This is a genomic window from Pseudazoarcus sp. NS34 (assembly GCF_059703725.1).
Genome location: NZ_BAAKIZ010000004.1, coordinates 216348 through 229086 on the forward strand (window position 1 = coordinate 216348; position 12739 = coordinate 229086).

A 12739-nucleotide genomic window follows, 5' to 3' on the forward strand; every position below is an offset into this window, starting at 1 on the left:
CTTGATCACCGACCAACTGCCGCGTCTGGCCGGCGCCGCCGGCCTGCTCGCCGGCTGGGTTGGCCTGTGCCTGCGCGCGTGGTGGGCGGCCCGCGCGACCGCCCCTGTGACGCGGCCTGTCACCGCCGCCCCTGCGGGCGCGCCGGTGCTGATTGCCTTCGCCAGCCAGACCGGCTTTGCCCACGAACTCGCTGAAGAGGCGGCGCTCGCGCTGCGTACGAGCGGGGTGGAATGCGAAGTCGCGGCGTTGGGGGATGTCGACGCAGCGCGCCTGCGGCGTGCCGGGCTCGCGGTGTTCATCGCCAGCACCTGCCGTGAGGGCGATGCGCCCGACAACGCCGCCACTTTCGTCGAGCGGGTCATGAACGCCCATCCCGATCTGCGCGGAGTACGCCATGCCGTGCTGGCGCTGGGCGACCGCCATTACCAGCGCTTCTGCGGCTTCGGCCGCGAGCTCGATGCCTGGCTGGGCGACTGCGGTGCCGAGGCGCTGTTCCCGCGCATCGATCTGGACGGCGCCGAACCCGCCGGCCTGCAGACCTGGCGTCACCGCCTGGCCGAATTCGCCAACGCCGCTGAACCTGCAGAGGAGGCGGCTACGGGCTGGTGGCGCATCCGTGCGCGTCGCCACCTCAACCCGGGCAGTGCAGGCGCCGCGGCTTTTCATGTGGAGCTCGAAGCTGTCGGCGGAACCGAGGCAAACGCGGCTTCGCTGCCGCTACCCACCTGGGAAGCCGGCGACCTGTTGCAGCTGCTGCCCCCCGGCGGCGACCATCGCCCGCGCACCTACTCGGTGGCGTCGCTGCCGGAAGACGGCGCGGTGCACCTGCTGGTACGCGCGGTGTTCGACGCCGACGGGCTGCCCGGCCTGATGTCGGCACTGCTGTGCGGCGAAGCGCCGGTCGGCACCACGCTGCGCGGGCGCATGCGTCCGCATCACAATTTCCGCCTTGGCGACAATGCTTCGCGCCCGCTGATCCTGATCGGCAGCGGCACCGGCCTGGCGGGGCTGCTGGCGCTGTTGCGCTGGCGCGCGCGCCAGGGAATGGGCTGCAACTGGCTGCTGTTCGGCGAACGCAATGCGGCGCACGACGCCTTCCACGCTGTCGAGATCGAGCAACTCAAGCAACAACGCCTGCTGGCGCGTTGCGACCGTACGTACTCCCGCGACGAGCCCGGCGAGTATGTCCAGCAGCGTCTGGCGCAGTCCGCCAACACCCTGCGCCAGTGGGTACGCGACGGAGCGGCCATCTATGTCTGCGGCAACGCCGTGGGCATGGGGCCTGCCGTGCATGACACGCTGCGCGTGATCCTCGGCGATGAAGACCTCGCCCAACTCGCTCGCGACGGCCGCTACCGTCGCGACCTCTACTGACCGATTTCTCACCAAGGAGCCTTCCATGCAGAAGACCCTCAGCCTGATCGCCCTCGCCGTGGCGCTCACCTTCTCCACCACCGCCTTCGCCGACGAGAAAGCGCCCGAGCGCGTGGCGCACTACCAGGGCAAGCAGGCCGCTGGCCTGGCCGAAGCCGTGGCCAACCTGCGCGAAGCCAACGCCAAACTCGCCGAATTGCTGGGCGGCGAGGTCGGCGAGTACGACATCCACGACATCCACAGCCTGTCCTACACGCTGGAAGAGTCGCTGGCCAAGCTGCGCAAGGAAATCGAAAACCTGCAGGGCGATGTCGAATCCATGCACTTCTACAGCGAAGGCCTGAACCGCGACGAGGTCATCCAGTACGGCAATGCCTATCTGCAGGGCATCGCCCCGCTGCTGCCGCCGCAGTAAGCGGCTTCAGTCGGCGGCGGCTTCGTCGTCGAGCCAGCGATACAAGGTGCGCCGCCCGATGCCCAGCAGCGCGGCGGCGCGGCGGCGGTTGCCGCCAACCTCGTCGAGCACGCGGCGCACGTAGCGCTTCTGCACTTCATCCAGCGTCGGCAACACGGAACCGTCGAGCAAGCCGCCGTCTCCGCGCGGTGCGCTTGGCGTGGCCAGCTCTGCCGGCTTGAGCACGCGCTCAGGCAGGTGTTCCAGTTCCACTGTCTCGGCCGGGCAAAAGGCCACCGCCCGCTCGACCGCGTTCTGCAATTCGCGCACGTTGCCGGGAAACGGGTAGGCACGCAGCGCCGCCAGCGCGTCCGGCGAAAAGCCGCGTGCCGGACGACTCTGCGCGGCGGCAAAGCCCGCCAGAAAGCGTTGCGCCAGCAGTTCGACGTCGTCGTCGCGTTCGCGCAGAGCCGGCACGCTCAGCGCAAACGTCTCCAACCGGTAGTACAGATCCTCGCGGAACTCGCCGTCGGCCACGCGCTGTGCCAGATCGCGGTGGGTGGCGGCGACGATGCGTACATCCACCTGTTCCTCGGTGTCCTGCCCCACAGGGCGGATCGAGCCGTCCTGCAGCGCGCGCAGCATCTTGGCCTGAAGCGCCAGCGGCATTTCGCCGATTTCGTCGAGCAACAGGGTTCCGCCGTGAGCCTGCTGCAGCAGGCCCCGCCGGGCGGTGCGCGCGCCGGTGAAGGCGCCGGCCGCATGGCCGAAGAACTCGCTCTCCATCAACTCCTGCGGCACGCCGGCACAGTTCACGGCCAAAAAGGGGCCATCGGAGCGCTCGCTCTCGACGTGAATGGCGCGCGCCACCAGCTCTTTGCCGGTGCCGCTCTCGCCATTGACCAGCACCGGCCCCTGCGCCCGCGCGACGACGCGCAGCTGATCGAACAGCGCGCGCATGGCGGCGCTGCGCCCGAACAGACCATGAAACGACTCACCCGCGCTGCTGATGCGCCGGAAGCGCGTCACCTCGTCGCGCAACTGGCGGGTTTCGAGCACGCGGTCGACGCAGATCAGGAAGTGATCCAGGTCCAGCGGCTTGGTCAGGAAATCGTCGGCCCCGGCCTGCAAGGCCTCGACCGCCTGGCGCACGCTGCCGAAGGCCGTGACCACGATGATGGCCGGACGGTCCTCGCGCGCCACCAGTTCGCCCACCAGTTCCATACCGTGGCCGTCAGGCAGGCGCAGGTCGGTTACCACCATGTCCGGCTGCTTGTGGCCCAGTGCCGCGCGAGCCTCCGCCAGCGTCGCACAGGCCACCACGCGGCGCCCCGAGGCTTCCAGTTCATCGACCACCAGCCGCGACAGCGCCGGATCGTCCTCGACCACCAGGATGTTTGCGCGCTCAGTCATGCTTGTCCTCCAACATCTTCAACACCAGCTCAAAGCGCGCACCGCCCAGTGGCGAAGTGCTGACCCGCGCCTCCCCGCCGTGCTCGCGTGCAATCCGCTCGACGATCGCCAGCCCCAGCCCCGTGCCTTCGCCCGGCAGGCGTGTGGTGTGGAAAGGCTCGAACACGCGCCTGCGCTCCGCCTCCGGCACCCCTGGGCCAGCGTCATCCACGTAGATCGCCACACGTCCGTCGTCGACCCGCCAACCCAGCTCGACAGCGCCCTCCGGGCAGGCCTGGCGCGCGTTGCGCAAGAGATTGACCAGCGCCAGCTCGAGGCCCAGTGCGTCACCGCGCACGGTTGCCGGCTCCGCTTCACTCAAGCTTGAGGTCACGCCCTCGCTGGCGGCCAGCGCATGCACGCGCGCGACCAGTTCTGCGACCGCCAGGCGGTCGTGCCCGCTGCGGGCGCCACGCGCGTAGGCCAGCAGTTGCTGCACGATGGAGGTCATGCGTGCGACCTGATCGCGGATTTCACCGAGTTCGCGCGCATCCTCGTCACTGCGCGCAACGCGCTGCAACCGTCGCGCGCGTCCATCGACAACCGACAGCGGCGCCCCCAACTCATGGGCCACGCCGGCCGAGAGTTGGCCCAATGCGGCCAGCGTCTCACTGCGCCGCAACTGCGCCTCGATGCGGTTGCGTTCCTCGCGCTCGGCCGCCTCGCGCGCCTCGGCATCATCAATGGCGTCGAGCATGACGTTGAAGCGCCGCGACAACTGTCGCAACTCAAGCGGGCCGCTGGGGCTTACGCGGTGTTCGCGCTCACCGGCGGCGACGCGCTGCACGCTCTGCAACAGCTCTTCGAGCGGCCGGCCAATGGCGCGCCGATGGGTGAAGCCGAGCATGCCGAAGACGAGCAGCGCCGCCAGTCCAAAGCCACCCCAGGTTCGCAGGTGCAGCTTGCGCAGCTCGGCTTCGATGTCGCTGCGCAGTCGCGTCACCTGCAGCAGCCCGTCGGGCTGACCTCCGGCGTCGAACAAGGGCAGGAAGAAGGAATAGACGTTCTGGCCGCGAATGGTCTCGTACTGCTCGAACTGCCCTTCGCGCGAGAGCTTGAGCGCATCACCGGCCTGGGCGCGCGTCGGCTGGCCGGTGCCGAAGCTGAGGATGCGATTGCCCTCGCCATCGAACAGATAGGCGCCGTACACCTCGCTCATGCCGAACACCGATGCGAGGCTGGACTCGATCTGGCCGATGTCGCGGCGGGCCAGTGCTTGGGTGACCGGGAAATGCACGGCCCGCGCGACCAGTTGCAGATCGCGCTGCATGCGGCCTTCGACAAACTGCCCGAGCACCGCCAGCAACACGATCAGAACGAGCGCCAGCACGGCCAGCACGGGAGCGACGACCTGCAGCGCAAGCACGCTACGCAGACTGCCTAAAACAGCGGGGGCACGCATGGTTTGACTCCAGCGAATGGATGACACATGCGCCAAAATGACACACTCAGACGGGCGCGGTCAATCCATCCGACGCCGCACCGCGCACAGAGGAGGCTCATACCCACCTGTTTCAACTGGATTTTTTGTCGAAATGGCAAAACTGGCACGAAGTTCGCATTACCTCCCCTGCATCACCTACAAAATGGAGGTACTACACATGAACAAGCTCACTCCGCTTCTCGCCAGCCTCATGCTCGCTTTCGGCGCTTCCACCGCAGCTCTTGCGCAGTCGGCTCCGCCGCCGCAGCAAGGCGCCCCGGCCGCCCAGTCGGCACCGCGTTCGGCGGATTTCAGCGACGAGGAATTGGAAAAGTTTGCCGAGGTCCAGCCCACGATCGAGACCATCCGCGCTGACTACTCGCAGCGCCTGCTCGACGTGAATGACCCCGAAAAGGCCGCCAACCTGCAAACCGAGGCCGTCGAGCAGATGGTGGAAACAGTCACCGAAGCGGGTCTTGAGGTTGAAACCTACAACGGCATTGCCGTCGCACTTCAGTCGGACACTGATTTGCGCATGCGTGTCGAGTCGATGATGAACTGATCCTCCTTAACATCATCGACTCACCCCTGGGCGGCCTCCTCCCGCCCACCTTGCGGACGGTGGACACGGCGCAATACGCGCCATGCCCACCGTCCGGCTTTTTTGTGGATCGGCTCACCGAGAACCATCTGCTGGCCGCACTGGCCACTTCCCGGAGCAGATGGCCGATCAGGCGCTGGAGCAGGCTGCGGAGCGCATGATCCCCACGCGGCCTCGGAAAAGACAACGCCCCATGCGGCAACCGCATGGGGCGTTTCATATTGCTTCGGCGCAGCCAGGTCAGGACGCCAATGCGCCTTTGGGCAGACACGGCATGTCGGCGCACAGCGAACGGTATCCATCCCATTCGGCGCACATCTCGCGGGCGCATGTGCGCACTTCGTCCGCCAGCCGGGGGTCGGCCGCAATGACTTCCAGATGCTTCACAACAGCGTCCGCCACCACCGGCGAACGGCGTGCCGGGAAGCGCGACATCAACTGCATGACGGCCGCCAGCGCAAGCTCGGGGCGGGCCTCGTAGCGCAGGGCGTCGCTCATGATTACATCCTCACTGCGTAGTATTCGACGACGTGCTGGACTTCCACCGGGAACGGAACTTCGTCGTGGTGCGGCACGCGCGTGACGCTGGCAGTGACCGTCGTAGCATCAAAGCTGATCCACTCCGGACGCTCCAGCTCGGGCTTCTCAATGCACTCCACCGTCGCGGGGATACGGCGCCCCTTGTCGGTCAGCGTGATCACGTCACCCGGCTTGATGCGGATCGACGGAATGTTCACCGACTTGCCGTTGAGCAGCACATGCCGGTGGCTGACGAGTTGGCGGGCAGCGATGCCGGTCGGCGCAAAACCGGCGCGGAACACGGCATTGTCGAGACGACGCTCGAGCAGTTCGAGCAGCTTCTCGCCAGTCGGCGCCTTTGAATTCTTGGCTTCGCGGAACAGCTTGCGGATCTGACCCTCGGTCAGTCCGTAGTTGAAGCGCAGCTTCTGCTTCTCCATCAGGCGCAGCGCAAAGTCCGAACGGCGACGGTTCTTCTGGCCGTGCTGACCCGGCGGGTAATCGCGGTTTTCCATGGATTTGCGCGACAGCCCCGGCAGGGCTGTGCCCAGCGCGCGCATGACTTTGAGGCGGGGACCGGTGAGACGAGACACTTGCTTCTCCTGTGCGTGCTGGCCGCTCTTGAGATACCGGCCATGAATGCAGAAATCAGAAGAAGATGATAGTTACTCTCATTTGTAATTGCAAATCATTCTCTTAACGCCGGGCTGTCAGCGCCCGCTTTGCGCCATCTGGCGCCGCGCCTGCAGGATCTCCTGCGGCCATGTGCTCTGGATGTAGGCCAGCACCGCTCGGATCTCGTCGTCGGACAGAACGTCGCCGTAGGCCGGCATGTCGCTCAGATAGCCCTCGGGCGCCAGCGGCGGCACCAGGCCGTCGTGCACCATCGCAAAAAGCATCTCGTCGGAGTGGTGCCAGGTATGGCCGTTGGCGTCGTGCGGGGGCGCCGGCAAACGGCCGTCGGCACGACGTATGCGCCAGTCGGCCTGGCCTTCGAGCTTCTCGCCGTGGCACGCGGCGCAATGGTCCGCATAGACCTCCTGGCCGATGGCGAGCTTGGCGGGGTTGGTCGGGTCGATGCCACGTTCCGGCCATGGCTCACCACAACCGACGAGCAACAGCGCGCCGGTGGCGGCCAATGCGTACAGCGGAACGGGCAATCGGCGCATCGCGTCCCCTACGAGTTCAGCAAACCCGAATCAGTGACGCGAGAACACCGTGGTATTGCCCTGCGCGTCAAAACCCACAACATTGTAACGCTCGGCCGGATACGGGCCTTCCATGCCCGGCGAACCGAGCGGCATGCCGGGCGCCGAGACACCCACCAGCTTCGGCTTTTCGGTCAGCAGCCGGCGAACATCCGACGCCGGCACATGGCCTTCGACAACGTAACCGCCCACCTGCGCCGTATGGCACGACCCCAGTGCACGCGGCACGCCAGCTTCGCGCTTGACCAGCTGCATGTCGCGCGCGGCGACTTCGCGCACCTCGAATCCGTTTTCGCGCAAGTGGTCGGCCCACTTGCCGCAGCAACTGCAATTCGGATCTTTATAGACCACGACTTCCTCGCCGGCGGCAAAACCGACCGACGAGCCGAGCAAGCCCGCGCACAGCGCAATAATGCCGAAAGCATTCCTGGAAAGCATCCTGTTTCTCCCTTGGGGCGTATTCACGGTGACCATGGCAGTCGGGGTGGCGGATCGCGAGCGGCTGTGAGGCCTCGCCCTGATTGGTCATGGAGTCGAAATCATGTCGACAGGTTCCGCACGCCGACACGGCAAGTGCAATGTAAAACGGGTCGTCCCGTCGCTCGAGAGCAGCGATACGCCGCCGCCGTGCGTCTCGACGATCGAGCGCGTAATCGCCAGGCCCAAGCCAGCACCCTCACCGCGGCGCGGGCGTTCGTCTTCGATACGGTGGAAGCGCTCGAACAGCCCGGCCGCGCGTTCGGGTGGAATATCGTCACCGGCATTGCTCACCGACACCCGCACTTCAGCCGTGTCCGACTCGATGACGATGTCCACGCTGCTTCCGGCCCGGGCGTGGCGCACGGCGTTCGACAACAGATTGGACAGCGCGCGGCGCAGCATCAAGCGGTCGCCGGTAACGGTCGCGGCGCCGGCCACCCGGATCGCCACGCCATGCTCCTCGGCCAACGCCTCATAGAACTCCGCCAGCGCGGCGGCCTCGTCCTGCAGCGCCACCGCCTCGGCGGCGCGGGGCAGACGGCGCTGGTCGGCCTTGGCCAGGAACAACATGTCCGAAATCATGCGCGCCATACGCTCGAACTCTTCGAGGTTCGAGTGCAGCGTATCGCGGTATTCCTCGGCGCTGCGGGCGCGCGACAAAGCCACCTCGGTAGCCGTCATCAGGTTGGACACCGGTGTACGCAGCTCGTGGGCAATATCGGCCGAATAAGCATCGAGCCGGCGAAAAGCGGCCTCGAGCCGCTCGAGCATGCCGTTGAACGCTTCCACCAGCTCCTGCATCTCGGCCGGCGCATCACGCAGCGTGAGCCGTTCCCCCAGGCCTTCGGCGGAGAGGCGGCGCGCCGTCGCGCTCACCCGGCGCAGCGGCGCCAGCCCACGCCTGGCGGCGAACCATGCCAGCCCTGCCGCAAGCAGCGCCACCAGAGAGATGCCCAGCCACAGGCGCAACCGCACGGCATCAAGAAAATGGCTGTGGTGCGAGATGTCGAGCGCAACGCGCAGGTGGATGCGGCGCGGCGGATCGAGCGGTAGCTCCAGCGTTGCGGCGCGACCGATGAACTCTCGCCCGTCGCGCGTCCATTTATGCGGCGAGCCGTTGACGGCAACCTGGGTATCAGGCGGGAAGACGTCGCCACGCACGGCATGGAGCACGCGGCCGGCGGAGTCGGTCACGACGGCCGCCACCATCGAATGTCCGCCCAACATGTCATCAAGCCGCGAGCCCATGGCACCGAACTGCGCTTCCGACGCGGTGTGCGCGAGCAGATTGCTGACGACCGAAATCTGGGCGCCCAGATCGTGCTCGTCGAGCTCGTCAAAGTGCGTCGCCACCGCACGCTCGATGATCATGCCTGCCACCAGTAGCACGCTGGCCGCGAAGGCGGCGAAGATCAGCGCGAAACGCGCCGTCAGCGACAAGGGGCGGCGCACGCTCATGTCGTTTCGTCCGCCTCCAGCACATAGCCCATGCCGCGCACGGTGCGGATCAGCCTGGGTTCGAACGGTTCATCAACCTTGGCGCGCAGACGCCGCACCGCAACCTCGATGACGTTGGTGTCACTGTCGAAATTCATGTCCCACACCTGCGAGGCAATCAGCGAGCGCGGCAGCACCTCGCCCTGGCGGCGCAGCAGCAGTTCGAGCAGCGCGAACTCCTTGGCGGTGAGATCGATACGCTGACCGGCGCGCAGCACGCGGCGGCGCAACAGGTCGAGCTCAAGATCAGCCGCGCGCAGCACCTCGGGCTCTTTGCTACGACCGCGCCGCAGCAGTGTGCGCACACGCGCCAAAAGTTCGGAGAAAGCAAAGGGTTTGACGAGGTAATCGTCGGCGCCAAGCTCCAGTCCGCGCACGCGGTCTTCCACCCGATCTCGCGCCGTCAGGAACAGCACCGGGGTCTGCTGCCCGCCACGCCGCAAGGTCTCGAGCACACCCCAGCCGTCAAGCCGCGGCAACATCACGTCGAGCACGATCAGGTCGTACTCGCTGCTCTGAGCCAGATGCAGGCCGTCGAGCCCGTCGCGCGCCAGATCGACGATAAAGCCCGCCTCCGCCAGCCCCTGGCGCAGGTAATCACCGGTCTTCGGTTCGTCTTCGACGATCAGGATCTTCATGCAGTCATTCTGCCAGCGCGCCCGCGCCGGTCGCGAAGATTACGAACTTGTAATGCGCGCGTCAGGCTGTAGACCGCAGCCGCTGGCCATTATCGGACTGCTGCGGACGAACGGTCGTCCCCATGCGCCCTGGAGACTGACCATGAATGCCATTCGCCGCTTTGCTTTGCCGCTGATCGTTCTTGCTAGCGCCGTGCTGTCGGGCGGCGTGCTGGCGTCTTCGCACGACACTCAGAACCACTCTGCCCATCATCCCGCGCCCGCCACCGACGCGCCTGCCATGCAAGCCGCCGCGGAAAAGGGCTGCCCGATGATGTCGGGCGGCATGGGCATGCACGAGGGGATGCCCATGCAGCAGATGATGCAGACACGCATCGACGCGCTGGAGAAGCGCGTCGACATGCTGCACACGATGCTGCAGATGCAGATGAAAGGCGGCATGCCCGGCCGCTGAAGCACAGGAGAACGCATCGTGCCCATCAAGCGCGCACCACTCTTGCTGCTGATCGCAGCGCTTGCCACCGGCGCCGCACAGGCAGCCCCGCCATATGCTCCCGAGGCGTCCGTCACTACGCTGGCTAACTCGCCCGTCGTCTGGCCCGAGCACGATCCAGCTCTCGGCGAACGCAACTGGCGTGATGCCAACGCAACAGTCGGCCGCTTCGAGCGCGGGCACATTGACCTGCTGCGCTGGGAAGCCGCCAATCTACCCAAGACGGCAGACGCCGCGGACGGCCGCCCACTGCTCACGCCGAGTGCGGCCGTTCGCATGGCATTTGCGCAACGCCCGGCGCTGTTCACCACGAGTGACATGAACGCGCAGGAGCGCGCCGTGGCTGACGTATCGGCCGTGGAACTGGCGCGCGAAGTGCAGCAGGCGTGGATCGGCGCGGTCGCAGCGCAGGCTGAACTGCGCAGCGCCGAACGCGCGCTCGAGGCTGCCAGCGTGGCCGACGAACTGGCTGCACGCATGACCGCCGCCGGCAATTGGGGGAGGGACCGGCTGGTCGGCAAACGCCTTGATCTGGTCGACGCGAGCATTGTCCAGACTCAGGCGCGGCATGCGGCCTTTGCTGCGCGTGAGGCGCTGATCCGCGCAGTCGGCTTGTCCGGCGAGGCGGCGCAGTTCTCACTGCCATCCGGGCTGCCACCGCTGCCACAGCTTGTGCAGGCCGCCGACGGCGTCGAAACCGAAGCTTTGCGTGCGCACCCATTGCTGACCATCGCCGCCGCCGAGGCCGAGCGCGCCGACATGGCCCTGTCGCAAGGCGACCGTGCCATGTGGCAGGCCGCCTCCACAACCGGCCTGCCGGACGCGGCTGACGCCACCTTACCGACCGCCGCCCCTTACATCGACCTGCGCCGCACGCCGCTCTCGCATGACCTGCAGCGCACGCTGCGTACCCGCGCCGAAGCCACCACGCTGGCCGTGCGCGTGCGCTCGCAAGCGCGCGAAGCCTGGCATGGCTACGCCACGGCGCACGAGCTTGCCACGTTGCTGCGAGCGCGCAGCCTGCCGCTCGCCGTCGAACGCGAAGACGACATGGTGCTGCGCTACAGCGGCATGCTCAAGAGCACCTGGGACCTGATCGACGCCACGCGCGAACGCATTACCACCGAATCCGCTGCGCTCGCCGCCGAGCGCGATTTCTGGCTCGCCCACATCAACCTGCAGGCCGTGCTGGCCGGCGCCGAGCACATCGGCACCGGCGGCGAGGTCGCGCGCAGCGCTCGCGGCGTCGCCGCAGGAGGTCACTGATGGATCGCAGAACATTCTTTGGCCATGCCGCCTTTGGCGCGCTGGCTGCCGGCAGCGTCAGCAAGGCGGCACTGGCCGGCCTGCCCGAGCCGGTGATCCGCAACACGCCCGACACCGCGGCGCCGCTGATCCCGCAAAGCGGCCCGGACTACAAACCGGTGGTCACACTCAATGGCTGGACCGCGCCGTGGCGCATGAACGCCGGCGTCAAGGAATTCCATCTGGTCGCCGAGCCGGTCGAACGCGAGATCGCGCCCGGCATGGTGGCGCGGCTGTGGGGCTACAACGGCCAGAGCCCCGGCCCGACCATTGAGGTCGTGGAAGGCGACCGCGTGCGCATCTTCGTCACCAACAAGCTGCCCGAGGCCACGTCGATCCACTGGCACGGCCAGCGCCTGCCCAACGGCATGGACGGCGTGGTGGGGCTGAACCAGCGCGCGATTCCGGTCGGCAAGACCTATGTTTACGAATTCATCGCGCGCCGCCCCGGCACCTTCATGTACCACCCGCACGCCGATGAGATGGTGCAGATGGCGATGGGCATGATGGGCTTCTGGGTCACGCATCCGCGCGAGGCGCACCCCGCTATCAATACCGTCGACCGCGACTTCTGCTTCCTGCTCAACGCCTACGACATTGATCCGGGCAGCATCGTGCCGAAGATCAACACCATGACCGACTTCAACCTGTGGACCTTCAACAGTCGCGCCTTCCCAGGCCTCGACTCGATGAACGTGCGCCACGGGGATCGCGTGCGCATTCGCGTCGGCAACCTGACCATGACCAACCACCCGATCCACCTGCACGGCCACGAGTTCGAGGTCACCGGCACCGACGGCGGCCCGACGCCGCCGGCTTCACGCTGGCCCGAAGTCACCACCGACATCGCCGTGGGCCAGATGCGTCAGGTCGAGTTCATCGCCGACGAGGAAGGTGACTGGGCATTCCACTGCCACAAGAGCCACCACACCATGAACCCGATGGGCCATGACGTGCCGACCATGATCGGCGTCGACCACCGCGGCTTGGTCGGCCGGCTGCAGAAGCTCTCACCCGACTACATGGTGATGGGCGAGCGCGGCATGGCCGACATGAAGGACATGGAGATGCTGATCCCCGAACAGACGCTGCCGATGATGACCGGCCACGGCCCGCATGGCCCCATCGGCATGGGCGGCATGTTCACGACGCTGAAGGTGCGGCGCGACCAGCCGCATGGGGACTACTCCGATCCGGGCTGGTACGCGCAGCCCGCCGGCACGCAGGCCTTCGAGTGGAATGGCCCGCTGCCCGAGCCGGAGCGCTTCGCGGCGGAACGCCCGGACGCACCCAAGGTCGAGATGGAAGTGCGCAAACCACAGGGCGGCCACGGCCACCAACACTGAGCAACGGA

General features: G+C 66.9%; 14 protein-coding genes. 6 read left to right on the forward strand and 8 right to left on the reverse strand.

Annotated features, from left to right (window positions below):
- The first annotated feature begins 1 nt into the window (after position 1).
- Positions 2-1375, forward strand: coding sequence for an NADPH cytochrome P450 oxidoreductase family protein (locus AC6H0N_RS14420; protein ID WP_497574820.1), 1374 nt, complete (start codon positions 2-4; stop codon positions 1373-1375).
- Positions 1376-1400: 25 nt separating this feature from the next.
- The gene (locus AC6H0N_RS14425) at positions 1401-1790 is read left to right on the forward strand and encodes a DUF6746 family protein (RefSeq protein ID WP_497574821.1); all 390 of its coding nucleotides are present in this window, start codon (positions 1401-1403) and stop codon (positions 1788-1790) included.
- A gap of 6 nt (positions 1791-1796) precedes the next feature.
- Here AC6H0N_RS14425 and AC6H0N_RS14430 read toward each other — a convergent pair whose 3' ends face one another.
- Positions 1797-3182 carry a sigma-54-dependent transcriptional regulator gene (locus tag AC6H0N_RS14430; RefSeq protein ID WP_497574822.1) on the reverse strand — a complete coding sequence of 462 codons (1386 nt, stop codon included), beginning with the start codon at positions 3180-3182 and terminating at the stop codon, positions 1797-1799.
- Positions 3175-4623, reverse strand: a complete 1449-nt coding sequence (locus AC6H0N_RS14435; RefSeq protein WP_497574823.1) for a sensor histidine kinase — start codon at positions 4621-4623, stop codon at positions 3175-3177. Before AC6H0N_RS14435 ends, AC6H0N_RS14430 begins: the two co-directional genes overlap by 8 nt.
- 133 nt (positions 4624-4756) lie before the next feature.
- Here AC6H0N_RS14435 and AC6H0N_RS14440 point away from each other — a divergent pair, with 133 nt between their 5' ends.
- A complete protein-coding gene (locus tag AC6H0N_RS14440) occupies positions 4757-5206 on the forward strand; it encodes a DUF4168 domain-containing protein (protein WP_497574824.1) in 450 nt (149 codons plus the stop codon).
- A gap of 279 nt (positions 5207-5485) precedes the next feature.
- Here AC6H0N_RS14440 and AC6H0N_RS14445 read toward each other — a convergent pair whose 3' ends face one another.
- The 6 genes from AC6H0N_RS14445 to AC6H0N_RS14470 form a co-directional block, all read right to left on the reverse strand.
- Positions 5486-5743: a hypothetical protein gene (locus AC6H0N_RS14445; RefSeq protein WP_497574825.1), complete on the reverse strand. Its 258-nt coding sequence runs from the start codon at positions 5741-5743 to the stop codon at positions 5486-5488.
- Between the two features lie 2 nt (positions 5744-5745).
- A complete protein-coding gene (gene rpsD, locus AC6H0N_RS14450) occupies positions 5746-6357 on the reverse strand; it encodes a 30S ribosomal protein S4 (RefSeq protein ID WP_497574826.1) in 612 nt (203 codons plus the stop codon).
- Positions 6358-6474: 117 nt separating this feature from the next.
- Positions 6475-6933 carry a c-type cytochrome gene (locus AC6H0N_RS14455; RefSeq protein WP_497574827.1) on the reverse strand — a complete coding sequence of 153 codons (459 nt, stop codon included), beginning with the start codon at positions 6931-6933 and terminating at the stop codon, positions 6475-6477.
- A gap of 30 nt (positions 6934-6963) precedes the next feature.
- Positions 6964-7410: a DUF411 domain-containing protein gene (locus tag AC6H0N_RS14460; RefSeq protein ID WP_497574828.1), complete on the reverse strand. Its 447-nt coding sequence runs from the start codon at positions 7408-7410 to the stop codon at positions 6964-6966.
- Between the two features lie 87 nt (positions 7411-7497).
- Entirely contained in the window at positions 7498-8910 is a 1413-nt protein-coding gene (locus AC6H0N_RS14465; RefSeq protein ID WP_497574829.1) for a heavy metal sensor histidine kinase, read from the reverse strand.
- Positions 8907-9587, reverse strand: coding sequence for a heavy metal response regulator transcription factor (locus AC6H0N_RS14470; protein WP_497574830.1), 681 nt, complete (start codon positions 9585-9587; stop codon positions 8907-8909). Before AC6H0N_RS14470 ends, AC6H0N_RS14465 begins: the two co-directional genes overlap by 4 nt.
- Between AC6H0N_RS14470 and AC6H0N_RS14475 the strand changes: the two genes are divergently transcribed.
- The 3 genes from AC6H0N_RS14475 to AC6H0N_RS14485 are packed head-to-tail and all read left to right on the forward strand — an operon-like array spanning position 9586 to position 12731.
- Positions 9586-10041 carry a hypothetical protein gene (locus AC6H0N_RS14475; protein ID WP_497574831.1) on the forward strand — a complete coding sequence of 152 codons (456 nt, stop codon included), beginning with the start codon at positions 9586-9588 and terminating at the stop codon, positions 10039-10041. The genes AC6H0N_RS14470 and AC6H0N_RS14475 overlap by 2 nt on opposite strands.
- Positions 10042-10059: 18 nt before the next feature.
- Positions 10060-11346 carry a TolC family protein gene (locus tag AC6H0N_RS14480; protein ID WP_497574832.1) on the forward strand — a complete coding sequence of 429 codons (1287 nt, stop codon included), beginning with the start codon at positions 10060-10062 and terminating at the stop codon, positions 11344-11346.
- Positions 11346-12731, forward strand: coding sequence for a multicopper oxidase family protein (locus AC6H0N_RS14485; RefSeq protein WP_497574833.1), 1386 nt, complete (start codon positions 11346-11348; stop codon positions 12729-12731). The genes AC6H0N_RS14480 and AC6H0N_RS14485 overlap by 1 nt, the downstream gene beginning before the upstream one ends.
- Positions 12732-12739: the final 8 nt, after the last annotated feature.

What these genes read in the sequence shown, in the direction of transcription:
- AC6H0N_RS14475 (WP_497574831.1), top strand. Translation starts at nt 9,586, where the DNA reads ATGCAGTCATTCTGCCAGCGCGCCCGCGCCGGTCGCGAAGATTACGAA.
- AC6H0N_RS14485 (WP_497574833.1), top strand. Translation starts at nt 11,346, where the DNA reads ATGGATCGCAGAACATTCTTTGGCCATGCCGCCTTTGGCGCGCTGGCT.
- AC6H0N_RS14430 (WP_497574822.1), bottom strand. Translation starts at nt 3,182, where the DNA reads ATGACTGAGCGCGCAAACATCCTGGTGGTCGAGGACGATCCGGCGCTG.
- AC6H0N_RS14435 (WP_497574823.1), bottom strand. Translation starts at nt 4,623, where the DNA reads ATGCGTGCCCCCGCTGTTTTAGGCAGTCTGCGTAGCGTGCTTGCGCTG.
- AC6H0N_RS14460 (WP_497574828.1), bottom strand. Translation starts at nt 7,410, where the DNA reads ATGCTTTCCAGGAATGCTTTCGGCATTATTGCGCTGTGCGCGGGCTTG.
- AC6H0N_RS14425 (WP_497574821.1), top strand. Translation starts at nt 1,401, where the DNA reads ATGCAGAAGACCCTCAGCCTGATCGCCCTCGCCGTGGCGCTCACCTTC.
- AC6H0N_RS14470 (WP_497574830.1), bottom strand. Translation starts at nt 9,587, where the DNA reads ATGAAGATCCTGATCGTCGAAGACGAACCGAAGACCGGTGATTACCTG.
- AC6H0N_RS14455 (WP_497574827.1), bottom strand. Translation starts at nt 6,933, where the DNA reads ATGCGCCGATTGCCCGTTCCGCTGTACGCATTGGCCGCCACCGGCGCG.
- AC6H0N_RS14445 (WP_497574825.1), bottom strand. Translation starts at nt 5,743, where the DNA reads ATGAGCGACGCCCTGCGCTACGAGGCCCGCCCCGAGCTTGCGCTGGCG.
- AC6H0N_RS14440 (WP_497574824.1), top strand. Translation starts at nt 4,757, where the DNA reads ATGGCAAAACTGGCACGAAGTTCGCATTACCTCCCCTGCATCACCTAC.
- AC6H0N_RS14465 (WP_497574829.1), bottom strand. Translation starts at nt 8,910, where the DNA reads ATGAGCGTGCGCCGCCCCTTGTCGCTGACGGCGCGTTTCGCGCTGATC.